At 62.6% G+C, this 21522-nt stretch carries 26 protein-coding genes and 1 tRNA gene; 19 read left to right on the forward strand and 8 right to left on the reverse strand.

Annotated elements, in window-relative coordinates; genetic code table 11:
- Positions 1-12: 12 nt before the first annotated feature.
- The 4 genes from C8C95_RS16865 to C8C95_RS16880 all read right to left on the reverse strand — a co-directional run bounded on the left by C8C95_RS16865 (position 13) and on the right by C8C95_RS16880 (position 3481).
- Positions 13-399, reverse strand: a complete 387-nt coding sequence (locus C8C95_RS16865) for a hypothetical protein (RefSeq protein ID WP_116749334.1) — start codon at positions 397-399, stop codon at positions 13-15.
- 1 nt (position 400) lies between these two features.
- On the reverse strand, positions 401-2161 hold the full coding sequence (locus C8C95_RS16870) for a PhoH family protein (protein ID WP_116749335.1): 1761 nt from the start codon (positions 2159-2161) through the stop codon (positions 401-403).
- A 238-nt stretch (positions 2162-2399) separates the two neighbouring features.
- Positions 2400-2885 carry a peroxiredoxin gene (locus C8C95_RS16875; protein WP_015013251.1) on the reverse strand — a complete coding sequence of 162 codons (486 nt, stop codon included), beginning with the start codon at positions 2883-2885 and terminating at the stop codon, positions 2400-2402.
- Positions 2886-3109: 224 nt separating this feature from the next.
- Positions 3110-3481, reverse strand: a complete 372-nt coding sequence (locus C8C95_RS16880) for an Mth938-like domain-containing protein (protein ID WP_116749336.1) — start codon at positions 3479-3481, stop codon at positions 3110-3112.
- A gap of 149 nt (positions 3482-3630) precedes the next feature.
- Between C8C95_RS16880 and C8C95_RS16885 the strand changes: the two genes are divergently transcribed.
- From C8C95_RS16885 to moaD, 8 genes are all read left to right on the forward strand, one after another.
- Positions 3631-4878 carry a pyridoxal phosphate-dependent aminotransferase gene (locus C8C95_RS16885; RefSeq protein ID WP_116749337.1) on the forward strand — a complete coding sequence of 416 codons (1248 nt, stop codon included), beginning with the start codon at positions 3631-3633 and terminating at the stop codon, positions 4876-4878.
- A gap of 37 nt (positions 4879-4915) precedes the next feature.
- Complete coding sequence (locus C8C95_RS16890) at positions 4916-5947, forward strand: DUF1176 domain-containing protein (RefSeq protein ID WP_116749338.1); 1032 nt, start codon at positions 4916-4918, stop codon at positions 5945-5947.
- A gap of 72 nt (positions 5948-6019) precedes the next feature.
- Positions 6020-7354, forward strand: a complete 1335-nt coding sequence (locus tag C8C95_RS16895; protein WP_056061503.1) for a homoserine dehydrogenase — start codon at positions 6020-6022, stop codon at positions 7352-7354.
- 35 nt (positions 7355-7389) lie between these two features.
- Positions 7390-7704, forward strand: a complete 315-nt coding sequence (locus C8C95_RS16900) for a response regulator (RefSeq protein WP_116749339.1) — start codon at positions 7390-7392, stop codon at positions 7702-7704.
- 39 nt (positions 7705-7743) lie between these two features.
- Positions 7744-9189 carry a threonine synthase gene (thrC, locus tag C8C95_RS16905; protein WP_116749340.1) on the forward strand — a complete coding sequence of 482 codons (1446 nt, stop codon included), beginning with the start codon at positions 7744-7746 and terminating at the stop codon, positions 9187-9189.
- Between the two features lie 144 nt (positions 9190-9333).
- Complete coding sequence (mobB, locus tag C8C95_RS16910) at positions 9334-9903, forward strand: molybdopterin-guanine dinucleotide biosynthesis protein B (RefSeq protein WP_116749341.1); 570 nt, start codon at positions 9334-9336, stop codon at positions 9901-9903.
- A complete protein-coding gene (glp, locus tag C8C95_RS16915; RefSeq protein ID WP_116749342.1) occupies positions 9888-11141 on the forward strand; it encodes a gephyrin-like molybdotransferase Glp in 1254 nt (417 codons plus the stop codon). The genes mobB and glp overlap by 16 nt, the downstream gene beginning before the upstream one ends.
- Positions 11138-11389, forward strand: a complete 252-nt coding sequence (moaD, locus tag C8C95_RS16920) for a molybdopterin converting factor subunit 1 (RefSeq protein WP_056061518.1) — start codon at positions 11138-11140, stop codon at positions 11387-11389. The genes glp and moaD overlap by 4 nt, the downstream gene beginning before the upstream one ends.
- Before the next feature lie 33 nt (positions 11390-11422).
- Here the strand turns inward: moaD and dapA are convergent, their stop codons facing one another.
- From dapA to C8C95_RS16935, 3 genes are all read right to left on the reverse strand, one after another.
- On the reverse strand, positions 11423-12301 hold the full coding sequence (gene dapA / locus C8C95_RS16925; RefSeq protein ID WP_116749343.1) for a 4-hydroxy-tetrahydrodipicolinate synthase: 879 nt from the start codon (positions 12299-12301) through the stop codon (positions 11423-11425).
- Positions 12302-12573: 272 nt separating this feature from the next.
- On the reverse strand, positions 12574-12933 hold the full coding sequence (locus tag C8C95_RS16930) for a hypothetical protein (RefSeq protein WP_116749344.1): 360 nt from the start codon (positions 12931-12933) through the stop codon (positions 12574-12576).
- Between the two features lie 8 nt (positions 12934-12941).
- The gene (locus tag C8C95_RS16935) at positions 12942-13196 is read right to left on the reverse strand and encodes a hypothetical protein (RefSeq protein ID WP_116749345.1); all 255 of its coding nucleotides are present in this window, start codon (positions 13194-13196) and stop codon (positions 12942-12944) included.
- An 87-nt stretch (positions 13197-13283) separates the two neighbouring features.
- On the opposite strand from C8C95_RS16935, the gene C8C95_RS16940 reads away from it, so the two are divergent.
- Both C8C95_RS16940 and C8C95_RS16945 read left to right on the forward strand, forming a co-directional pair.
- Positions 13284-13514: a hypothetical protein gene (locus C8C95_RS16940; protein WP_056061531.1), complete on the forward strand. Its 231-nt coding sequence runs from the start codon at positions 13284-13286 to the stop codon at positions 13512-13514.
- A gap of 48 nt (positions 13515-13562) precedes the next feature.
- A complete protein-coding gene (locus tag C8C95_RS16945) occupies positions 13563-14039 on the forward strand; it encodes a molybdenum cofactor biosynthesis protein MoaE (protein WP_116749346.1) in 477 nt (158 codons plus the stop codon).
- Positions 14040-14133: 94 nt separating this feature from the next.
- Here C8C95_RS16945 and C8C95_RS16950 read toward each other — a convergent pair whose 3' ends face one another.
- A complete protein-coding gene (locus C8C95_RS16950) occupies positions 14134-14436 on the reverse strand; it encodes a hypothetical protein (protein ID WP_108497204.1) in 303 nt (100 codons plus the stop codon).
- A 347-nt stretch (positions 14437-14783) separates the two neighbouring features.
- Here C8C95_RS16950 and rpsO point away from each other — a divergent pair, with 347 nt between their 5' ends.
- The 9 genes from rpsO to C8C95_RS16995 all read left to right on the forward strand — a co-directional run bounded on the left by rpsO (position 14784) and on the right by C8C95_RS16995 (position 21498).
- Positions 14784-15050: a 30S ribosomal protein S15 gene (gene rpsO, locus C8C95_RS16955; RefSeq protein ID WP_005793232.1), complete on the forward strand. Its 267-nt coding sequence runs from the start codon at positions 14784-14786 to the stop codon at positions 15048-15050.
- Positions 15051-15257: 207 nt separating this feature from the next.
- The gene (gene pnp / locus C8C95_RS16960) at positions 15258-17501 is read left to right on the forward strand and encodes a polyribonucleotide nucleotidyltransferase (RefSeq protein ID WP_116749347.1); all 2244 of its coding nucleotides are present in this window, start codon (positions 15258-15260) and stop codon (positions 17499-17501) included.
- A 95-nt stretch (positions 17502-17596) separates the two neighbouring features.
- Positions 17597-18583 carry an NAD(P)H-quinone oxidoreductase gene (locus C8C95_RS16965; RefSeq protein WP_116749348.1) on the forward strand — a complete coding sequence of 329 codons (987 nt, stop codon included), beginning with the start codon at positions 17597-17599 and terminating at the stop codon, positions 18581-18583.
- A gap of 2 nt (positions 18584-18585) precedes the next feature.
- Complete coding sequence (gene tpiA, locus C8C95_RS16970; protein ID WP_116749349.1) at positions 18586-19335, forward strand: triose-phosphate isomerase; 750 nt, start codon at positions 18586-18588, stop codon at positions 19333-19335.
- Between the two features lie 42 nt (positions 19336-19377).
- A complete protein-coding gene (secG, locus tag C8C95_RS16975) occupies positions 19378-19743 on the forward strand; it encodes a preprotein translocase subunit SecG (RefSeq protein ID WP_056061544.1) in 366 nt (121 codons plus the stop codon).
- Positions 19744-19857: 114 nt separating this feature from the next.
- Positions 19858-19942 (forward strand) — tRNA-Leu (locus C8C95_RS16980).
- 73 nt (positions 19943-20015) lie between these two features.
- Positions 20016-20375 (forward strand): NADH-quinone oxidoreductase subunit A, encoded by a 360-nt coding sequence (locus C8C95_RS16985; protein ID WP_056061547.1) that lies wholly within the window; start codon positions 20016-20018, stop codon positions 20373-20375.
- A 24-nt stretch (positions 20376-20399) separates the two neighbouring features.
- The gene (locus tag C8C95_RS16990; protein ID WP_007849129.1) at positions 20400-20879 is read left to right on the forward strand and encodes an NADH-quinone oxidoreductase subunit B; all 480 of its coding nucleotides are present in this window, start codon (positions 20400-20402) and stop codon (positions 20877-20879) included.
- Positions 20880-20889: 10 nt separating this feature from the next.
- Positions 20890-21498, forward strand: a complete 609-nt coding sequence (locus C8C95_RS16995) for an NADH-quinone oxidoreductase subunit C (RefSeq protein ID WP_108497213.1) — start codon at positions 20890-20892, stop codon at positions 21496-21498.
- Positions 21499-21522: the final 24 nt, after the last annotated feature.

A 21522-nucleotide genomic window follows, 5' to 3' on the forward strand; every position in this document is an offset into this window, starting at 1 on the left:
ATCGCTATTGCACTATTGAGTTAGTACCCACACCAGCAAACCTGTGCATGCCACTGCCAGCATGCTCACCGCCACGGTGAGCCATTGTTGGCGTCGGCGCAGCACTTCCACCGCCTGCACCACCTGGGCATGCTGTTCGGCCAGGGACTGGATCAGCATGGCGGACTCTTGCTGCTCCCGCTCCAATTGCGCCACGCGGTCACGCAGATGCTGAAGCTGCAAGGCCACCGGAATGGCGGGCTCGCCAACGGCGCCATCGAGTGCAGCCGTCGCCGCTTCGGCATTCCCTTTTTGGGTGGTGCCCAGCAGCTTCTTGGCCGCCTGCAGGATCTGGGGTGTCGCCTCGATGACGTCGCCCCAGGGCACCAGCTTCAGTGCTGCAACCCAGCCTGCCGCCAACTCAGAGCACCTCGCTGGCGAAGTCCGCCAGGCGTGAGCGTTCGCCCCGAGCCAGGGTGATGTGCCCGCTGTGTGGCCAGCCCTTGAAGCGGTCCACCGCATACGTCAGGCCAGAGGAGCCTTCGGTCAGGTACGGTGTATCGATCTGCGCCAGGTTGCCCATGCAGATGATCTTGGTGCCGGGGCCTGCGCGGGTGATCAGTGTCTTCATCTGCTTGGGCGTCAGGTTCTGCGCCTCGTCGATGATCACGTACTTGTTCAGGAAGGTGCGCCCTCGCATGAAGTTCATGCTCTTGATCTTGATGCGGCTGCGGATCAGCTCGTTGGTGGCCGCGCGGCCCCATTCGCCCGCATTGCCGCCATCGCCCTTGGCCAAAAATTCCAGGTTGTCGTCCAGCGCGCCCATCCAGGGGCCCATCTTCTCTTCTTCGGTGCCGGGCAGGAAGCCGATGTCCTCACCCACGCTCACGGTGGCGCGGGTCATGATGATCTCGGTGTAGCGGCGGTCGTCCAACACCTGAGTGAGGCCCGCGGCCAGGGCCAGCAGGGTCTTGCCGGTGCCTGCAGTGCCGGTCAGGGTCACGAAGTCGATCTCGGGGTCCATGAGCAGATTCATGGCGTAGTTCTGCTCGCGGTTGCGCGTGGTCACGCCCCACACAGCATTCTTGGTGGAGCCATAGTCCTTGAGCGTCTGCAGCACCGCAGTCTTTTCACGGATCTCGCTCACGCGCGCAAACAGGCTGGGCTCGCCGGGGGCCTCGAAGTACACAAACTGGTTGATCATCAGCTGCGGCACGATGGGCCCGCCGATGCGGTAGTAGGTGTGGGCGCCGCTCTGCCAGCTTTCTACGTTCTTGCCGCTCTTGGCCCAGAAGTCGGGGGGCAGGGCCAGCACACCGGCGTACAGCAGGTCGCCATCTTCCAGCGTCTTGTCGTTCTGGTAGTCCTCGGCGTTCAGGCCCAGGGCGCGCGCCTTGACGCGCATGTTGATGTCCTTGGATACCAGCACCACCTCGCGCGGGGCGTGCAGCTTGCGCAGGGCTTCGACCACGCCCAGGATCTGGTTGTCGGCCTTGCCCGGGGGCAAGCTGGTGGGCAGGCTGTAATCCAGCGGTACGGTCTGGAAGAACAGGTGGCCACCTGCGGCGCGCTGGCCGGTGGAGTCGAGCTTGAGGCCCTTGGCCATGTCGGCGCCCTGGGCGGCCGCCAGCGCATCCAGGGTGCGGCTGGCTTGGCGGCCGTTGCGCGCGACTTCGGTCATGCCCTTCTTGTGGCCGTCCAATTCTTCCAGCACGATCATCGGCAGGAAGATGTCGTGCTCTTCAAAGCGGAACAGGCTGGTCGGGTCATGCAGGAGCACATTGGTGTCCAGCACGAAGAGCTTGGTCGGGCCGTGCGATGCGGACTTGCGGCTGCGTGTGGTGGTTGCGGTGGCTGGCGCGGGGCTGGCGGTGACGGCAGGAGGAGTGGCGGTACCGCGCGCCTTGCGCGTGCCAGTGCTGCGGGCCACGGGAGCGGCAGAGGGGGCGGTTGCACGGGCTCGGGTCTCGATCTGTAGCAGTGGAGCGGTGTCAGGCGCTGCCAGCGACGAGGCCACACTGTCTGCCTTGCGTCCCGCGCGGGCTGGGGCTGCAGCGGCGCGCTGAGGCATGGCAACGGCTTCGTTGGCTGAGGTGGTGGCAACGCGGGGGCGGGCCGTGACTTCAAAGGCTTCTGGCGCGAGGAGTGCAGCGCGCCGGCTGGGGGCGGGGGGCAGGGGCATGGTGGCAGGGCCTCGGTCGGTAAAGGGGTAACGGATGGGTCAGAAAGCAAAAAGCCGCCTGGAGGCCAAGGCGGCTTTTTGGGTGGGTGCTAGCGGTGCAGTAACCAGGGGCATTGATCCATTATGCCCACTCCATGTGTCTTGCCGAGGCAAAACGGCCGGTGTGTCGCGTGGATGCTCCAATGACCGCCGATGGACTGAAATGGCGCAATCGAACCCTGTGCAATCCGTGCTGGGCTCAGGCGGCCTTCTTCAGGGCCTTGAGGGATTTGACGGTCTTGAGGACTTCGTCCACATGGCCGGGCACTTTGAGGCCGCGCCATTCCTGCACCAGCAGGCCGTCAGGGCCAATCAGGAAGGTGCTGCGCTCGATGCCCTTGACCTTCTTGCCGTACATGATCTTGTTCTTGACCACGCCGAACATGTGGCACATCTTTTCTTCGGTGTCGGCAATCAGCTCGAACGGCAGTTCCAGCTTTTCCTTGAAGTCGTCGTGCGACTTCATGTTGTCGCGCGAGACACCGAACACGGCTGCGCCAGCTTTCACGAAATCCTTGTACTTGTCGCGAAACTGCATGGCCTCCGTGGTGCAGCCCGGCGTGTTGTCCTTGGGATAGAAGTAGAGAACCAGAATTTGGCCAAGGTGGGAGGTGTTGGAGACCTTGATACCACCGGTTGCGTTGGCTTCAAATTCAGGGAGGGGTTTGTTGACAACGATCGCCATATCACTTCAATCTCTCAGGATGTAGTCGTTGGTAAGCCGGGGGAGTGGGTGTGTTATTGCTCTTGGTGGTGCCCCTGACCGCAACCGGTGATTTTACCCTGAAATCGGTTCCCGGCCAAATGTAAGACAGTGTGTCCTGCGTGGGGCGGCGAGCACTTTGGCACGGCCGTGCATAAGTGGCATTGCCGGTGCGCCAGACTTTGAGGCAGGCCGTGAGCGCGCGTTCAGACTTCCAGAATCAGGGCTGCGACCACGTTGCGTCCTTCGCTCGCCAGGATGTTGTAGGTGCGGCATGCTGCCTGGGTGTCCATGGTCTCCAGCCCGAGTCGCCGCGCTATCAGGGGAGCCAGCCATGCGGGCGGGGGAAAACGATTGCGCAGCCCGCTGCCAAAAATGACCAGTTCGGTTTCCAGCCCGGCCAACTGGGCGAAATGCTCCGGGGTCAGATCCTCAAAGCGGGAGCAGGGCCAGGGCTGGCGCAGGCCTCCAGAGCCGATGATGACGCTGTGGGTGATCTTGTCGGCGTCGATGCCGATCCAGCCGGGGCCGTAGCCGCTGATGGTCTGAGCGTTGGAGCGGTCGGGCTGGAATTTCATGGCAGGAAGTGGTGGGCCTCAGGTGCTGCGGGGTGTGGCAGCGGCGCCCGGCGCCAGGGGATGGCAACGGTTCTGTGGTCAAATTATAGGTTTCGCCTGAGGGCGCCTGCTCCGGCGGCGTCCTGACCCCACCGCACTACTGTCAGCGCATGAAAACCGTCCAAAAATCCGCCAAGCTCGCCAATGTTTGCTACGACATCCGGGGCCCGATCATGGACGCGTCCAAGCAAATGGAGGAGGATGGGCACAAGATCATCAAGCTCAACATCGGCAATCTGGCGGTGTTTGGCTTTGATGCCCCCGAAGAAATCCAGCAGGACATGATCCGCAACCTGCCCAACTCGGCGGGCTACTCGGACAGCAAAGGCATCTTCGCCGCCCGCAAGGCCGTGATGCATGAGACCCAGAAGCAGGGCATCAAGGGCGTGGCGCTGGATGACATCTACCTGGGCAACGGCGCCAGCGAACTGATCGTTATGGCCACCAATGCGTTGCTGGACACGGGCGATGAGTTGTTGCTGCCATCGCCGGATTACCCGCTGTGGACCGCTGCGGCCAGCCTGTCGGGCGGCACGCCGGTGCACTACCTGTGCGATGAGGCCAATGGCTGGATGCCCGACCTGGAGGACATCCGCGCCAAGATCACGCCGCGTACCAAAGGCATCGTGGTCATCAATCCCAACAACCCCACGGGTGCGCTGTACTCGGTCGAGTTGCTCAAGGGCATCGTGGCCATCGCCCGCGAACACGGCCTGGTGATCTTTGCGGACGAGGTGTACGACAAGGTGTTGTACGACGGCGCCAAGCACACGGCCATCGGCTCGCTGAGCGAGGATGTGCTTACGCTCACCTTCAACTCGCTGTCCAAAAGCTACCGGTCTTGCGGTTACCGTGCTGGCTGGCTGGTGGTCTCGGGCGACAAGAAGCCCGCCAAGGACTACATCGAGGGCCTGAACATGCTCTCGAACATGCGACTTTGTGCCAACGTTCCTGGCCAGTGGGCCGTGCAGACGGCGCTGGGTGGTTACCAGAGCATCAACGAACTGGTCTGTGAGGGCGGCCGCCTGCGCAAGCAGCGTGATCTGGCCTATGAACTGATCACGGCCATCCCGGGCGTGACCTGTGTGAAACCTCAGGCCGCGCTGTACATGTTCCCGCGCCTAGACCCGGCGGTGTATCCCATCGAGGACGACCAGCAGTTCTTCCTGGAGTTGCTGCAGGAGACGAAGGTCATGCTGGTGCAGGGCACGGGTTTCAACTGGCCTGCTCCGGACCATTTCCGCATCGTGTTCCTGCCCCATGAAGACGACCTGCGCGATGCCATTGGCCGCGTGGCGCGCTTCCTGGAGCAATACCGAAAGCGCAAGCAGACCGCTGCGGCGGCCGTCGCAGCCTGATCCGTCGCGTTGCCCAGACAACAAGGCGATACGCTTCATGCACAGCCCCTCCGTTCTTGACCTGGCCCGGCATGTTGCCGCCTGTGTGCTGGTGGCGGCGGGCTTGCACGGCGCTGCTATGCAGGCTGCCGACAAGGGCAAAGAGCCTGTGAGCTTCCAGCACAAGGACTGGGCCTTGCAGTGCGACAACACCCGCACTTGCAGGGCCGTGGGTTACCAGTCGGAGAGTGGCGAGTCGGAGCCGGTCTCCATGCGCCTGACCCGCGAGGCGGGACCTGACACGCCGGTGCTGGTGGACCTGCAGGTGTCCACCGAGAAGGCCTCTCCAGCGTCGCTGCACCTCAAGGTGGGTGCACTCTCGTTGCCGGGGCTCAAGGGCGACACCCCCAGCGTGCCTGCGGCCCAGGTGCCCCGCCTGCTGCAGGAGTTGCTCAAGAATGAAGAAGCCACGGTGGCTGCTGGCAAGGACCGTTGGGTGCTGTCGCTGGCAGGTGCCACCGCAGTTCTGCTCAAGATGGACGAGGCCCAGGGCCGGGTGGGCACACCGGGCGCCCTGGTGCGCAAGGGCACGAAGCCAGAGGCTTCCGTGCTGCCCCCTTTGTCTGCTCCCTTGATCAAGGCTGTGACCCCGATGCCTGCGCGCAAGGGGGATGCCGCACTGGCCAAGCCGCTGGTGGCTGCGCTGGGCCGCGCCAGTACCGAAGGCCAGTGCAACGGCGACGATGCGTTCAACCCCGCAAATGTGCAGGTCTACCGGCTCACGGAGCGCAAGGTGCTGCTGTCCGTGCCCTGTGGCATGGGCGCTTACAACTTCAGCAGCTTGCTGTGGGTGGCCAACGACCGCCCGCCCTACAAGCCAGAGCCCTTGCAGGACGTGGACGGCGATTTCGATCCGGCCTCGGGCACGGTGCATTCGGCGATGAAGGGCCGGGGCATTGGCGACTGCTGGTGGGTGCGTGAGTGGCAGTTCGACGGCCAGGGTTTTGTGCTGCGCGGCGAGTCTGGCGACGGCATGTGCCGTGGCTTTGCGGGTGGCGCCTGGCAGTTGCCGACCTATGTCACGCGTTGAGGGATCTGCTGGTCGACACCGCGCCCTCTACATCCCTCCCGAATCATTGTTTTTCTTTCTCTTCCCATTGCTATGAAACCCATCCAAGTAGGCCTTCTGGGCATCGGCACCGTCGGCAGCGGCGTGTTCAACGTGTTGCAGCGCAACCAGGACGAGATCAGCCGCCGTGCTGGCCGTGGCATCGAGATCACCATGGTGGCGGACCTGGACGTAGCGCGCGCCAAGGCTGTGGTGGGTGACGGCATCCAGGTCGTCAACGACGCCCGTGCCATCATCGCCAACCCCGACATCGATATCGTGATCGAGTTGATCGGCGGCTACGGCATCGCACGTGCACTGGTGCTCGAAGCCATTGCTGCAGGCAAGCATGTGGTCACCGCCAACAAGGCGCTGCTGGCCGTGCATGGCACCGAGATTTTTGCGGCCGCATCGGCCAAGGGTGTGATGGTGGCCTTCGAGGCCGCCGTGGCTGGTGGCATTCCCATCATCAAGGCGCTGCGCGAAGGCCTCACGGCCAACCGCATCCAGTGGATCGCCGGCATCATCAACGGCACCACCAACTTCATCCTGTCCGAGATGCGCAGCAAGGGCCTGGACTTCGACGTGGTGCTCAAAGAAGCGCAACGCCTGGGTTACGCCGAGGCCGACCCCACCTTCGACATTGAAGGCGTGGATGCCGCGCACAAGGCGACATTGATGAGCGCCATCGCTTTCGGCATCCCGGTGCAGTTCGACAAGGCTTATGTGGAAGGCATCACCAAGCTCTCCGCCGCCGACATCAAATACGCAGAACAACTGGGCTACCGCATCAAGCTGCTGGGCATCACCAAGCGCGCCGAAAAGGGCATCGAGCTGCGCGTGCACCCGAGCCTCGTACCCTCCAAGCGCCTGATCGCCAATGTCGAAGGCGCGATGAACGCCGTGGTGGTGCAGGGCGATGCCGTGGGCACCACGCTGTACTACGGCAAGGGCGCAGGCAGTGAGCCCACCGCCAGTGCAGTGATCGCCGACCTGGTAGACATCGCCCGCCTGCACACGGCCGACCCTGAACACCGCGTGCCGCACCTGGCCTTCCAGGCCAACACGCTGCAGGGCGCCATGGACCAGCTGCCCGTGCTGCCGATGAGCGAAGTGGTCACCAGCTACTACCTGCGCTTGCGCGTCGCCGACCAGGCTGGCGTGCTGGCCAAGGTCACCGGCCTGCTGGCCGAGGCGGGCGTGAGCATCGATGCCGTGCTGCAGCGCGAGGCTGACGAAGTGGGCGGCGAGGGATCGACGCAGACCGACCTGATCATCCTGACCCACGACACCCGCGAAGGCACGATGGATGCCGTCATTGCGCAAATGCAGGCGCTGCCGACCGTGCTGGCACCCATCACGCGCATTCGTAAGGAAGAACTCAACTGATGATGGGCCACGCCACACCATGATGCTGCCTCGCCATGCCCACTCTGGTTGCCGCCCTCACGCTGTCGGCGCTGCTCAAGATGGCGCATGTCGATCTGCCGCGCTGGCATCTGGCGTTCTGGTTCGGCCTGCTGGTCGCATTGGCCCTGTTCGGGGCCATGTCGCGCACGCAGGCCCTGCTCAACGGGGCGGGCAGCTTTCTGGCCGCGTGGCTGTACTTTGTGCTGCTGGAGCGCACCGACAACCGCCAGGACCGGGCACTGCACTGGCTCATCCTGATCGGCGGGTTCTTCCTGCTGATCGCCTCGCGTCTCTACATTGACATCCGTGTGTACGGCATCAGCTTTTAGCCAGTTCACCACCTTCACCGATACCGACGGGAATCCTTCATGAAGTACCTCAGCACCCGCGGCCATGCAGACCGCAAACAGTTCTGCGACATCCTGCTCGAAGGCCTGGCGCCCGATGGTGGCCTGTACCTGCCCGAGCATTACCCGCAGGTGGATGACGCCATGCTCACGCGCCTGCGCAAGGTCTACCACGAGCAAGGCTACGCCGAGCTGGCGTTCCAGATCCTGTCGCTCTACATCGACGACATTCCTGCCGCCGATTTGAAGGCCATTTGCGCCAAGACCTACACCGCCGAAGTGTTTGGCACGGGCGAGATCGTGCCCCTGCGCCACCTCGAAAACAGTCTGTGGCTCGAAGCCCTGTCCAACGGTCCTACGCTGGCCTTCAAGGACATGGCCATGCAGCTGCTGGGCAACCTGTTCGAGTACGAGCTCAAACGCCGCGGCGAGCAGCTCAACATCCTGGGCGCGACCAGTGGCGACACCGGCAGCGCCGCCGAATACGCGATGCGCGGCAAAGAGGGCGTGCGTGTCTTCATGACCAGCCCGCACGGCCGCATGAGCGCCTTCCAGCAGGCGCAGATGTTCAGCCTGCAGGACGAGAACATCCACAACATCGCCATCGAAGGTGTGTTCGACGACTGCCAGGACATCGTCAAGGCCGTCTCCAATGACCATGCCTTCAAGCACAAGTACAAGATCGGCACCGTCAACTCCATCAATTGGGCGCGCCTGCTGGCACAGGTGGTGTACTACTTTGCGGGCTACATCCAGGCCACCGAGACCAACAACCAGAAGGTGAGTTTCACGGTGCCATCGGGCAACTTTGGCAACGTGTGTGCGGGCCATGTGGCGCGCATGATGGGCCTGCCCATTGCCAAGCTGGTGGTGGCCACCAATGAAAACGACGTGCTCGACGAGTTCTTCCGCACCGGCGTGTACCGCGTGCGCAGCAGTGCCGACACGCACGAGACGTCCAGCCCTTCGATGGATATCAGCAAAGCCAGCAACTTCGAGCGTTTCATTTTCGACCTGCTGGGCCGCAACGGCCAACGTACCAAGGCCTTGTTCGGCGCTGCATTGCAAACCTACGGCCGCTTTGACTTGAGCGCAGAGCCGCTGTTTGCCGATGCCGCCACCAAATACGGTTTTGAAAGTGGCAAGAGCACCCACGCCGACCGCCTGGCCACCATCCGCGACAACTATCAGCGCCATGGCGTGACCATTGACACCCACACCGCCGACGGGGTGAAGGTGGCCCTGGAGCATCACCAAGACCCCAACGTACCGATGATCGTGCTGGAAACGGCGCTGCCCATCAAGTTTGCCGAAACCATCGTCGAAGCGCTGGGCCATGCGCCCGAGCGGCCTGCCAAGTTTGCAGGCATCGAAGACCTGCCCAAGCGTGTACAGGTGATGCCCGCCGACGTGGACTTGGTCAAGGCCTACATCGAACGCCATTGCTCCCCTGCAGCGTTGGGGTGAACGGTCGGTACCTGCCTGTCCGCGTGAGCGGCCGGCAGATGCCGGGCGGGCCAGGACAGGCTCTTTTGTGGTCAATATTGCCCCGGGCGCTAGTCTGGTATGCACTTAAAGCTATAAATAACATAGCTAATCAAGGAGCAGTGGATGAAGGTTGTCGGTTTTGCCGGGTTTTCCGGCAGTGGCAAGACCACGCTGGTCGAGCAGTTGATCCCCGCGCTGCGGCTGCGGGGCCTGCGAGTGTCGGTGGTCAAGCATGCCCATCACAGTTTTGATGTGGACCACCCGGGCAAGGACACCTACCGCCACCGCGAGGCGGGGGCTTTCGAGGTGGTTGCGGCATCGGACAAGCGCCTGATGCTGGTGCGCGAGTTCGAGCAGCCCGCCACCCTCAGCGTGCACCACCTGCTGGCGGAGCTGTACCAGGGCGTGGACTGGGTGCTGGTGGAGGGTTTCAAGGACAGCGACCTGCTCAAGATCGAAGTCTGGCGAGCCCCCGAGCCAGGGCAAGTGGCCAAGCCCGTGCGTTACCCCGAAGACGACTTTGTGGTGGCTGTGGCCACTGATGCCCCCGAGAGCCTGCCGGTCTCCACACAATTGCCCTTGCTGGACCTGAACGCGCCCGATCAGGTGGTGGACTGGCTCATCCAGTACGAACACCGCTTTGAGTACAACTGGGAACTGTATGGAGGGCCGCTGCCATGCGCCCCGCAATGAAGCCCCTCAAGCCGCTGGACGAGGCGCTGTCGGACCTGCTGGCGCGCGCCCGGCCGCTGCCAGGCACCGACACTGTCACCGCCTTTGACGCCGACGGCCGCGTGCTGGCGCAAAGCTGTGTGTCGGCTTTGCAAGTGCCTCCCCAGGACAACAGTTCGATGGATGGTTACGCCGTGCGCTGCTCTGATGTGGCGGCGGCAGGGGTGGTGTTGCCGGTGTCCCAGCGCATTCCTGCGGGCAGTGCGGGCGACGCACTGCAGCCCGGCACGGCAGCGCGCATCTTCACCGGTGCGCCAGTGCCTGCAGGTGCCGATGCCATCCTGATGCAGGAAGACTGTGAAGCCCTTGCGGCGGCCGATGGCCTGGGCTCGGTGCGTATCAACGCCGTTCCGCAAGCCGGGCAGTGGATCCGCAGCGCGGGCGAAGACATCACCCGGGGTGCGGTGGTGCTGTCGGCTGGCACGCGTCTCACTCCGGCCGAACTGGGCCTGGCGGCCAGCATCGGTCAGCACCAGCTGCAGGTCGCGCGGCGCCCGCGCGTGGCGCTGTTTTCCACGGGCGATGAACTGGTCATGCCCGGCGAAGTCCCGCCCGAGCAGATGCGACCCGGTGCCATCTACAACAGCAACCGATTTTTCCTGCGTGCGATGCTGCTACGCCTGGGCTGCGAGGTGACCGACTTGGGCATCGTGCCCGACCGGCGCGAGGCCACCATCGACGCCCTGCGCCAGGCCAGCAGCGCGCACGACCTGATCCTGACCAGCGGGGGCGTGAGCGTGGGTGAGGAAGACCACATCAAGCCTGCTGTGGAGACTCTGGGCACGCTGGACCTGTGGCAGATCGCGATGAAGCCCGGCAAGCCGTTTGCCTATGGCCAGATCCCGCGTGAAGGCGGTGCTGCCCACTTCATGGGCCTGCCCGGCAACCCGGTGTCGAGCTTTCTGACCTTTGCGTTGCTGGTGCGGCCCTTTGTGCTGCGGCTGCAGGGCGTGCAGGACGTGACTCCTCAGACCGTGGCGGTGCGTGCCGATTTCACCTGGCCCAAAGCCGATAAACGCCGCGAATTTCTGCGCGTGCGGCACAACGCGGCGGGCGGACTGGACCTGTTCAACAACCAGAGTTCGGGTGTGCTCACTTCGGCCGCCTGGGGTGATGGCGTGGTGGACAACCCGGCGGGCCAGACGATTGCGCCAGGCGATATGGTGCGGTTTATCGCGTTTTCGGAGTTGCTGGGATGAAGGTCTCTGTGCGTTACTTCGCCTCGATCCGTGAGGCCATTGGGCACGGCAGCGAGGCGGTCGAAACCGCTGCCACCACGCTGGGTGCCTTGCGCGACGAGCTCATCGCACGCGGTGGTGCCCACGCCAGCAGCCTGGCGCGGGGCCGGGCCGTGCGCATGGCACTCAACCAGACCTTGAGCGACGAGTCCGCCACCCTGGCCGATGGGGCCGAGGTGGCTTTCTTCCCCCCGGTGACGGGCGGCTAGCCAGGGCGCTCCCGCGCGCGCCAGCACGTCACCTCAAAGCGCCTTCAAACGATCTTGCAGCGCCTTTGAGGCTGGCATCATCGGCGCGCGCAGTTCACTGTGCATCCACCCTGCATGCGCCAGCATGGCCTTGAGCGGGGCAGGGTTGGGCTCTGCAAAACACGCTTCCACCCAGGGTTGCAAAGCCTGCCACAAATGGCGGGCTGCGGGCAGGTCACCCTGACGCAGCAATGCCATCAACTCCACAAAAAGCGGCGTCTGCCAGTGTGCACAGGCAGAGATGGCGCCTGCGCCGCCGAGGGCCAGCGTATGGAAGATCTGCGCGTCTTCGCCCGTCAGCACCTGCAGCCGGCCATCGGCGATCAGGGCCTGCGTCTTGGCCGTGTTGCCGCCACAGTCCTTGATGGCCTCTATGCGCGGATGCGCCGCCAGCGCCAGCAGCGTTTCGGTGGTGAGCGTGGCGCCTGTGCGGTACGGGATGTCGTAGATCAGCAGGGGCACCGCGCTGGCGTCGGCCAGAGTGCGGAACCAGTGCAACAGGCCCTCCTGCGAGGGGCGGATGTAGTGCGGGGCGGACACCAGCAGGCCTGCCACCGGGTAGTGTGCAAGGGCCTGCACCTGCTCCAGCACCTGGCCCTGGTGGTAGCCCGACACGCCCATCACCACGGGCAAACCCTTGGCGGCGCTGAGCACGGTCTCCAGCACCTGCAGTTGCTCGGCCTTGTCGAGGGCCGCGGCCTCACCGGTCGAGCCGCAGGCAACGAAGCCCGCAACGCCGTCGGCACGCAGCCGGGTGGTGAGGGCGGCAAGGGCCGGATGGTCCACGGCGCCGTCCTTGAACGGTGTGACCAAGGCGATCCAGAGCCCGCTGAACAGCGGCTGGTGGGAGGTAGCGGTATCGGTGGCAGACATGCGAAGCATCCTTTCAGGGTTCGACCAGGGGAAGAACCGTCCGGAGGGGGCGCGCGCGGAATGCCGGGGAGTGAAACGAGAAAAGGAAATTTCTCTACCAGGTGGTTCCGTCGCTCATCCGGACGGAACCACAGCTCCGGTCAGATGAGCTCTGGTTTTTTGGTTTTGCCCACGCACTGCAACGCCACCGCAAGTGCGGCGGTCATGGCAAAGGGGGTGTGCGTGGACATGGGCCGCAGTATAGCCAAGTGCCCACCGTGTCCCAAGGTTGGTCAGCCTGCCTGCGGTGGCTGGGCCGCGTCGGCTGCAGATTCAGGCTGCGGCGGAACCAGCACGGGGCATTGCCACACCAGCAACTCGGCCAGCCGGGTGACGATCCATGTCGCTTCGGCCACCGCCACGCCGGATTCGGCCGTGCACAGCCCCGCGTGGATGCGCTGCAGGATCTCGGTCTCGGAAGGCGCCTGCACGTGGTACAGCGTCTGCGCGTGCTCCACCAGATGGCCTGCCAGGTCTTCGCACAGTTCGTAGCGGGCGCGCACGCCGTTCGCCTTTTCCGTCAGGCGCCCTCGGGTGTCGGTGTAAACCGCCATGAAGGAGGGTGGCACGTGGATCTGGTTGTCGTCATCCATGGGGTGGTTTAGTCGGGGGTGAACAGCCGTTCGAACTTGGCTTGATCGGAGGCCAGCTCGAAAGTCACCACTTGGCCCATTTTCATGTCCGACAGGCGGCAGGCGCCAAACAGCGTCGTTTTGCCCGCCAGCTCCATCACATCCAAGTCAATGATGGCGTAGGGGTGGGGCACGAAGACCTGGTGCTCGAACACATCGCGGACCGTATTGCGCGGGGATGGGTAGAGCTTGTAGACATCGGTCTGAATCGTTTGTGTGGCCATGGGTGGAAAGGGCTTGGAAGATCACGTACCGGATCGCATGCGGGTACAGTGCGGGCGAATCGTACAGACAAACGTTATTACCAATCTATGGCACGCAATAAAAGTGAATGGCCCGCCAAGGTGCTGGCGTTGGTTCGGGGCGGCAACCTGCCCGCTGCCATTGCTCAGATCAAGGTGGCACCGACCGTGGGCGACGTCACGCGGCTGCAGGCATTGCTGGCGCAGTTGCCCCCATCGCCCGCACTGGCGCAGTTGAACAAGGTGGTGGAGGAAGAACGTGCCCTGCTGGCTGCGCCACGGCTGCATCGTTCGCCCTGAAGCGACTTTCTGTCTGAACTCCACACTCCCTGCTGAGAGCCTTTTGTCATGACCTTGCCCCGCGTTTCTATTCAGACCGAGGACTTTGACCTGTCCACCGAAATCGCTACCTTGCGTCGTGAGAACAAGGGTGTGGGCGCTGTCTGCAGCTTCGTGGGCACCGTCCGTGATCGCAACGAGGGGGATCAGGTGTCCTCCATGGAGTTGGAGCACTACCCCGGCATGACCGAAAAATCCATCGAGGCCATGGTGGAAGAGGCCTTTCGGCGCTTCGATATTTTTGGCGCCCGCGTGATTCACCGCGTAGGTCTGCTGCAGCCCCTGGACCAGATCGTGCTGGTGGCGGTGACCAGCGCGCACCGGGGTCAGAGTTTTCAGGCCTGCGAGTTTTTGATGGACTACCTCAAGACCCAGGCGCCTTTCTGGAAAAAGGAACAAACCCCCCAGGGCGCTCGCTGGGTGGATGCCCGGGTGAGTGACGACGCTGCGCTCGCGCGCTGGGGCATCACGGCGGCCAACGCCTGAACAAGCCACGGCCTTTTCGCACCGCCGGCGCCACGCCCTGGGGTGTCTCTGAGGGATGCGGATGACTTGAGGCTTGGCAGCGTGGTGTGTGGGGTCACGGTTTGTGGGTGTATCCGAGGCAGGCGCCCGCATTGGCGCGCCCCTTGCACTCCCGATACAGCCGGCGGTCGCGTTCCGAGCGGCTCTCCTCGGATGAGCTTCGCTCCTGTTTCACCTTGGTGGATTTCTTTTTCTTGCTCACTTCGCTATGGCCGCTTTGGGTCGCATTTTTGGTGGTGGCGTGGCTTGCCCCGGTATGCAGCCCGAGGCCAAGGGCCAGCATCCACAAAAGCAGGGGAGCGATAACCTTGCGCAGTGCCACGTTGGTCGAGGGGTGGAGGGCCGGGGGGAATGGCATGTTGAGTGGTCCGGGGGAGTGAATGTTGGGATGCCGGGGCGCCGAGTGATCTTAAGGTGGGCTTGGGCTGCAATGCGTCGAGGCGGGCTCACGCCGATGAGGCCTGTGCTGCGGCGTATCCTCTACGCTACACCGGCGGCGAAGGGCGGCAGCAAGCCCCCGTGTTCTGGTCCGGCGATATCGGACTGGCAATGTGCCGATAGGCCGGTCAGAGGCGAATTGGGGGCCTCGGGTTATAATCCGCGAGTTTTGCATGGTGCAAAACGCACGCCTGCGGCCGTTCCAGCTGCTGGCGCAAGTAAAAACCATGGTCTTCCGCCTGCGGCAGGCCACATTCAAGGAAAAACATGATCGCATCCTCCATCAAGGCCGAAGTCGTCAAGGCGAACGCCCGTGCTGCCAATGACACTGGTAGCCCAGAAGTGCAAGTGGCCCTGCTGACCGCTCGCATCAACGAACTGACTCCCCACTTCAAGACGCACGCCAAGGACCACCATGGTCGCCGTGGCCTGCTGCGCATGGTGAGCCGCCGTCGTAAGCTGCTGGACTACCTGAAGGCCAAGGACGCTGACCGTTACACCGCGCTGATCGCCAAGTTGGGTCTGCGCAAGTAATCTTCATTGCATGCCAAAACGCCTGGGTTAGTCCGCTAGCTCAGGCGTTTTTTACTTCGGAGCCGCAAAACAGAGCGAAGCTGTGTCATTCCAATGAAGTTGTTGTTACTGCCTGGCGCAGAACTTCCCTGGAATGGCATCGTGTTCTGAATTGCTCTCCAAGACAATCTGGTAGGGCACTACCAGCTATTAAAACAGGAGCTGAACATGAGCATTTTCAACAAAGTCACCAAGACCTTCCAATGGGGTGACAAGACCGTCATCATGGAAACCGGCGAAATCGCCCGCCAGGCCTCTGGCGCCGTGCTGGTGAATATTGACGACACCGTGGTGCTGGCCACTGTGGTCGCCTCCAAGTCCGCCAAGCCCGGCCAGGACTTCTTTCCCCTGACGGTGGACTACATCGAGAAGACGTACGCGGCCGGCAAGATCCCTGGCAGCTTCTTCAAGCGCGAAGCCAAGCCCAGCGAGCACGAAACCCTGACCAGCCGCCTGATCGACCGCCCGATCCGTCCGCTGTTCCCCGAAGGTTTCTTCAACGAAGTGCACGTGGTGATCCACACGGTGTCGCTGAACCCTGAAGTGGATGCCGACATCGCTGCGTTGATCGCTACCAGTGCTGCCCTGGCCATCTCTGGCATTCCGTTCAACGGCCCCATTGGTGCAGCACGCGTGGGTTATATCAACGGCGAGTACGTGCTCAACCCTGGACAGACTGCGCGCAAGAACTCGCAGATGGATCTGGTGGTGGCGGGTACCGAAGCCGCAGTGCTGATGGTCGAATCCGAAGCCCAGCAGCTGTCTGAAGAAATCATGCTGGGTGCCGTGGTGTTCGGTCACGAGCAAGGCAATGTGGCCATCAACGCCATTCACGAACTGGTGCGCGACGCGGGCAAGCCCGTGTGGCAATGGGAAGCGCCTGCCAAGGACGAAGCCCTGATCGCCAAGGTGGTGGCACTGGCCGACGACAAGCTGCGCGCTGCCTACCAGATCCGCAACAAGCAAGCCCGCACGCAGGCCTGCCGCGAAGCCTATGCAGCCGTGATGGCAGCGTTGAAGGTCGATGGTGTTGAGTTCGACGCCGTCAAGGTTGAAGGCATGCTGTTCGACATCGAAGCGGGCATCGTGCGCAGCCAGATCCTGGCTGGCGAGCCCCGCATCGACGGCCGCGATACGCGCACCGTCCGCCCCATCGAGATCCGCAACAGCGTGCTGCCCCGTGCCCACGGCTCGGCCCTGTTCACGCGTGGCGAAACCCAGGCGCTGGTTGTTACCACGCTGGGCACCGAGCGTGATGCACAGCGCATCGATGCGCTGGCTGGCGAGTACGAAGACCGCTTCATGATGCACTACAACATGCCTCCCTTCGCCACCGGCGAAGTGGGCCGCATGGGCTCGACCAAGCGCCGCGAAATCGGCCACGGCCGTCTGGCCAAGCGCGCGCTGGTCGCTGTGCTGCCGACCAAGGAAGAATTCCCCTACACCATGCGTGTGGTGTCGGAAATCACTGAGTCCAACGGTTCCTCGTCGATGGCTTCGGTCTGCGGCGGCTGCCTGTCGCTGATGGATGCCGGCGTGCCCATGAAGGCCCACGTGGCCGGTATTGCGATGGGGCTGATCAAGGACGCCAACCGTTTCGCCGTGCTGACCGACATCCTGGGCGATGAAGATCACCTGGGTGACATGGACTTCAAGGTGGCGGGTACCACGGGCGGTATCACGGCCCTGCAGATGGACATCAAGATCCAGGGCATCACCAAGGAAATCATGCAAGTGGCACTGGCCCAGGCCAAGGAGGCGCGCATGCACATCCTGGGCAAGATGCAGGAGGCCATGGGTGAAGCCAAGACCGAAGTGTCGAACTTCGCGCCCAAGCTGTACACCATGAAGATCAACCCCGAGAAGATCCGTGACGTGATCGGCAAGGGCGGCGCTGTGATCCGTGCGCTGACCGAAGAAACTGGCTGCCAGATCAACATCGAGGAAGACGGCACCATCACCATCGCCGCTACAGACGCTGCCAAGGCCGACGAAGCCAAGAAGCGCATCGAGCAGATCACGGCAGAAGTCGAGATCGGCAAGATCTACGAAGGCCCTGTGACCAAGATCCTCGACTTTGGCGCGCTGATCAATCTGCTGCCTGGCAAGGATGGTCTGCTGCACATCAGCCAGATCGCTCATGAGCGCGTCGAAAAAGTGTCCGACTACCTGACTGAAGGCCAGATCGTGAAGGTCAAGGTCATGGAAACCGACGAAAAGGGCCGCATCAAGCTGTCCATGAAGGTGTTGGCAGATCGTCCCGCCGGTGGCAGCGACCGTCCAGCGCCTGCAGAACGTGGCGATCGCGAACCCCGCCGTGATCACGGTCGTGATGGCGGCCGTCATCCCGCAGAGCAGCAACAGCAGCAGGCCCTGCCTGCAGATGGCGCGTCTGTTCAGGTGAACGGCTAAATTGTTGATCTGCTATTGATTTGGTAGCTGCTGGTGCATATAAATCATGCGCTAGCGGCCTAAATCATCTGAATCCATCTTCGGTAAACCCCGTTATGCATGCTGTTGAGATCACATCGTTTGGTGGGCCTGAGGTGCTGCGTCTGGGTGAGCGCCCCGCTCCTGTAGCGGGTGCGGGTGAGTTGCTGATCCGCGTGGCGGCCAGTGGCATCAACCGCCCTGACGTATTGCAGCGAATGGGCCACTATGCGCCGCCCCCTGGCACCTCGGATCTTCCGGGGCTGGAGGTCGCGGGGGTGGTTGAGTCGGGCGATGCTTTGGCGATGGCAGAGGCGGGCATTCGTGTGGGTGACCGTGTTTGCGCCTTGGTGGCGGGTGGTGGTTATGCCCAGTGGTGTGTGGCGCCGGTGGTGCAATGCCTGCCGGTGCCTGCCGGCTTCAGTGACGTAGAGGCTGCATCACTTCCGGAGACGTTCTTCACGGTGTGGAGTAATGTCTTTGACCGTGCGCGTTTGCAAGCCGGTGAAACCTTCCTGGTGCAAGGCGGTACGAGTGGCATTGGCGTGACGGCTATTCAGCTGGCACGTGCCTTCGGTGCTACCGTGATTGCCACCGCTGGGAGCGATGACAAGTGTGCAGCTTGCCTGGCGCTGGGCGCGCACCACGCCGTCAACTACAAGTCTCAGGACTTTGTGGCCGAGGCGAAACGAATCACCGAGGCGCGTGGTGTTGATGTGGTGCTCGATATGGTGGCAGGTGACTATGTCGCCCGCGAGGTCGAATGCCTGGCCGAGGACGGCCGGATCGTCGTCATCGCCGTGCAAGGGGGTGTGCAGAGTGGTTTCAATGCCGGGTTGGTGCTGCGCAAGCGGCTCACCATCACAGGGTCCACACTGCGTCCGCGTCCCGTGGCTTTCAAGGGTGCGATTGCACGGGCGCTGCGTGAGCATGTCTGGCCCTTGCTGGCAGCGGGCAAGGTGCGTCCGGTCATCCACAGCACATTTGCTGCTGCGGATGCGGCACAAGCCCATGCGCTGATGGAGTCCAACCAGCACGTTGGCAAGATTGTTTTGACGTGGTAATCATGAACAACAAGAAAAAACTCATCGCAGGCAACTGGAAGATGAATGGCAGCCTCGCTGCCAACGAAGCTTTGTTGAAGGCCTTGATTGCGGGTGCTGCAGATGTGGCTTGTGATGTGGCCGTCGCAGTGCCAGCGCCCTATCTGGCGCAGGTGCAGGCGTTGACGGCTGGTACTGCCATTGCGGTGGCAGCACAGGATGTGTCTTCGCACGAGGCGGGTGCCTACACTGGTGAGGTATCGGTGGCCATGCTGAAGGATTTTGGTGTGCGCTATGCGCTGGTGGGGCACTCTGAGCGCCGCCAGTACCATGGTGAAACGGACGCGATCGTGGCGGAGAAGGCCCAGCGCGCGCTGGCGGCCGGTGTGACGCCGGTGGTCTGTGTGGGGGAAACACTGCAGGAGCGTGAAGCGGGACTGACCGAGGCGGTGGTCAAGCGGCAACTCGCAGCGGTAATTCACCTCAACGGTCATTGCATCAGCGAGATCGTGGTGGCTTATGAGCCTGTGTGGGCCATTGGCACGGGTCGCACTGCGTCGCCGGAGCAGGCGCAAGCCGTGCATGCCGTGCTGCGCACCCAGCTGGCAGCTGCGAGCGAGCATGCGGACCGCATCCGGTTGCTGTACGGCGGCAGCATGAATGCGGCCAATGCAGCCCAGTTACTGGTGCAGCCCGATATCGACGGTGGCCTGGTCGGTGGGGCTTCGCTGAAGGCGCCCGACTTTCTACAAATCATTGCGGCCGCCCGTTGAGGCGGTTGCGAGTCAAACAATTCAATCAGGAGTGAACAGAGAATGAACGTGATCGTGAATGTGATTTTGGCGGTGCAGATGTTGGCGGCCCTGGCCATGATCGGCCTGATCTTGATTCAGCATGGCAAGGGAGCCGACATGGGGGCGGCTTTCGGTAGCGGCAGTTCGGGCAGCCTCTTTGGCGCCAGCGGCAGCGCCAACTTCCTGTCTCGTACCACGGCCGTGCTGGCTGCAGTGTTCTTTGTTTCTACGCTCGCGTTGGCCTACTTTGGCAACGCTCGTCCCGCCAGTTCGGGCAGCGTTCTGGAAACGCCAGCCGCTGCCGTGCCTGCCGGCGCACCTGCTTCTGAGGTGCCTGCAGCGCCTGCCGCTCCCGCTTCGGGCGCCGCGCAGATCCCGACCAAATAATTGAACTGAATTTCGGCCCGCAGGGCCGAAGCAGGGTTTTTCCGGAGTAGAATTCTGGATTGTCTGGAAAGCCAAAGCCGCAAGGTTCCTCATGCCATCCAGATGCAAAAATCAGCCGTCGTGGTGAAATTGGTAGACACGCTATCTTGAGGGGGTAGTGGCGAAAGCTGTGCGAGTTCGAGTCTCGCCGACGGCACCAAAACAAAGGCCTGCCTGCATGACCCGGCTTGGGTCCTGACGGGCAAGGCCACAGCGGTGAGCACATCCTCAAGATGAACCTCGATCAGTACCTCCCCGTCCTTTTGTTCATCTTGGTCGGCATCGCCGTAGGCGTTGTCCCCCTTGTACTCGGCTACATACTGGGCCCCAACCGCCCGGATGCCGCAAAGAACTCCCCCTACGAATGTGGCTTTGAAGCCTTCGAGGATGCGCGCATGAAATTCGATGTGCGCTACTACCTCGTGGCCATTCTCTTCATTCTGTTCGACCTGGAAATCGCATTCCTTTTCCCGTGGGCGGTCACGCTGCACGAGGTGGGTGTGGCCGGTTTTGTGGCGGTCGTGATTTTCCTGGCCATTCTGGTCGTGGGTTTTGCCTACGAATGGAAAAAGGGTGCCCTGGATTGGGAATGAGCGGACTTCAGCAAGGACAATGCAATGATTGAAGGCGTGATGAAGGAAGGCTTCATCACCACGAGTTACGACTCCGTGGTGAACTGGGCCAAGACCGGTTCTCTGTGGCCGATGACGTTTGGTCTGGCTTGCTGTGCTGTGGAGATGATGCACGCTGCGGCGGCCCGGTATGACATCGGTCGTTTTGGTGCGGAAGTGTTCCGTGCCAGCCCTCGTCAGTCCGACCTGATGATCGTGGCAGGCACACTGTGCAACAAGATGGCCCCCGCACTGCGCAAGGTGTACGACCAGATGTCCGAGCCGCGCTGGGTCCTGTCGATGGGTTCGTGTGCCAATGGTGGTGGTTACTACCACTACAGCTATTCGGTGGTGCGCGGTTGTGACCGCATCGTGCCGGTAGATGTTTATGTGCCAGGTTGCCCTCCGACGGCAGAAGCTCTGATCTACGGGATCATCCAGCTGCAGCAGAAGATCCGCCGCACCAACACCATTGCTCGTGTCTGAAGGGTTGATGATGACAGCTGTTGCCATTCGGCCTGAGAAGCTTAAAGAGAATATCTCTGCGGCGCTGGGTGCCAAAGTGCGCCAGATTTCGGTCGCTCTCGATGAGGTTACCCTGGTGGTCGCTGCTGCGGACTATCTGGATGCGATGCGCTTGCTGCGCGACTCGGAAGGTTGCCGTTTCGAGCAGCTGATCGATTTGTGCGGTGTGGACTATTCTGCATATGGCGATGCAGCCCACGAGGGTGCACGCTACTGTGTGGTATCGCACCTGTTGTCGGTCAGCCTCAATCAGCGTGTGCGTGTGAAGGTGTTCTGCCAAGACGATGATTTCCCGGTTGTTGCTTCTGTAGCTGAGTTGTGGAATGCAGCCAACTGGTACGAGCGCGAAGCCTTCGATCTGTTTGGCATCGTGTTTGATGGCCATAACGACCTGCGCCGCATTCTCACGGACTACGGATTTATCGGGCACCCTTTCCGCAAGGATTTCCCCCTGTCTGGACATGTCGAAATGCGTTACGACGCCGAGCAGCGCCGTGTCGTGTATGAACCCGTGTCCATCGAGCCGCGGGAAATCACGCCCCGCATCATCCGCGAAGACAAGTACGGAGGCCTGCACTGAGCCGCCTCGCGCCTCATGTGATCC

The organism is Acidovorax sp. 99 (assembly GCF_003096455.1).
GTDB classification, from domain to species: domain Bacteria; phylum Pseudomonadota; class Gammaproteobacteria; order Burkholderiales; family Burkholderiaceae_C; genus Acidovorax; species Acidovorax delafieldii.

Coding starts and splice junctions, on each gene's coding strand:
- C8C95_RS16870 (WP_116749335.1), bottom strand. CDS start 2,161: ATGCCCCTGCCCCCCGCCCCCAGCCGGCGCGCTGCACTCCTCGCGCCA.
- C8C95_RS16875 (WP_015013251.1), bottom strand. CDS start 2,885: ATGGCGATCGTTGTCAACAAACCCCTCCCTGAATTTGAAGCCAACGCA.
- C8C95_RS16880 (WP_116749336.1), bottom strand. CDS start 3,481: ATGAAATTCCAGCCCGACCGCTCCAACGCTCAGACCATCAGCGGCTAC.
- C8C95_RS16885 (WP_116749337.1), top strand. CDS start 3,631: ATGAAAACCGTCCAAAAATCCGCCAAGCTCGCCAATGTTTGCTACGAC.
- C8C95_RS16890 (WP_116749338.1), top strand. CDS start 4,916: ATGCACAGCCCCTCCGTTCTTGACCTGGCCCGGCATGTTGCCGCCTGT.
- C8C95_RS16895 (WP_056061503.1), top strand. CDS start 6,020: ATGAAACCCATCCAAGTAGGCCTTCTGGGCATCGGCACCGTCGGCAGC.
- C8C95_RS16900 (WP_116749339.1), top strand. CDS start 7,390: ATGCCCACTCTGGTTGCCGCCCTCACGCTGTCGGCGCTGCTCAAGATG.
- thrC (WP_116749340.1), top strand. CDS start 7,744: ATGAAGTACCTCAGCACCCGCGGCCATGCAGACCGCAAACAGTTCTGC.
- mobB (WP_116749341.1), top strand. CDS start 9,334: ATGAAGGTTGTCGGTTTTGCCGGGTTTTCCGGCAGTGGCAAGACCACG.
- glp (WP_116749342.1), top strand. CDS start 9,888: ATGCGCCCCGCAATGAAGCCCCTCAAGCCGCTGGACGAGGCGCTGTCG.
- moaD (WP_056061518.1), top strand. CDS start 11,138: ATGAAGGTCTCTGTGCGTTACTTCGCCTCGATCCGTGAGGCCATTGGG.
- dapA (WP_116749343.1), bottom strand. CDS start 12,301: ATGTCTGCCACCGATACCGCTACCTCCCACCAGCCGCTGTTCAGCGGG.
- C8C95_RS16930 (WP_116749344.1), bottom strand. CDS start 12,933: ATGGATGACGACAACCAGATCCACGTGCCACCCTCCTTCATGGCGGTT.
- C8C95_RS16935 (WP_116749345.1), bottom strand. CDS start 13,196: ATGGCCACACAAACGATTCAGACCGATGTCTACAAGCTCTACCCATCC.
- C8C95_RS16940 (WP_056061531.1), top strand. CDS start 13,284: ATGGCACGCAATAAAAGTGAATGGCCCGCCAAGGTGCTGGCGTTGGTT.
- C8C95_RS16945 (WP_116749346.1), top strand. CDS start 13,563: ATGACCTTGCCCCGCGTTTCTATTCAGACCGAGGACTTTGACCTGTCC.
- C8C95_RS16950 (WP_108497204.1), bottom strand. CDS start 14,436: ATGCCATTCCCCCCGGCCCTCCACCCCTCGACCAACGTGGCACTGCGC.
- rpsO (WP_005793232.1), top strand. CDS start 14,784: ATGATCGCATCCTCCATCAAGGCCGAAGTCGTCAAGGCGAACGCCCGT.
- pnp (WP_116749347.1), top strand. CDS start 15,258: ATGAGCATTTTCAACAAAGTCACCAAGACCTTCCAATGGGGTGACAAG.
- C8C95_RS16965 (WP_116749348.1), top strand. CDS start 17,597: ATGCATGCTGTTGAGATCACATCGTTTGGTGGGCCTGAGGTGCTGCGT.
- tpiA (WP_116749349.1), top strand. CDS start 18,586: ATGAACAACAAGAAAAAACTCATCGCAGGCAACTGGAAGATGAATGGC.
- secG (WP_056061544.1), top strand. CDS start 19,378: ATGAACGTGATCGTGAATGTGATTTTGGCGGTGCAGATGTTGGCGGCC.
- C8C95_RS16985 (WP_056061547.1), top strand. CDS start 20,016: ATGAACCTCGATCAGTACCTCCCCGTCCTTTTGTTCATCTTGGTCGGC.
- C8C95_RS16990 (WP_007849129.1), top strand. CDS start 20,400: ATGATTGAAGGCGTGATGAAGGAAGGCTTCATCACCACGAGTTACGAC.
- C8C95_RS16995 (WP_108497213.1), top strand. CDS start 20,890: ATGACAGCTGTTGCCATTCGGCCTGAGAAGCTTAAAGAGAATATCTCT.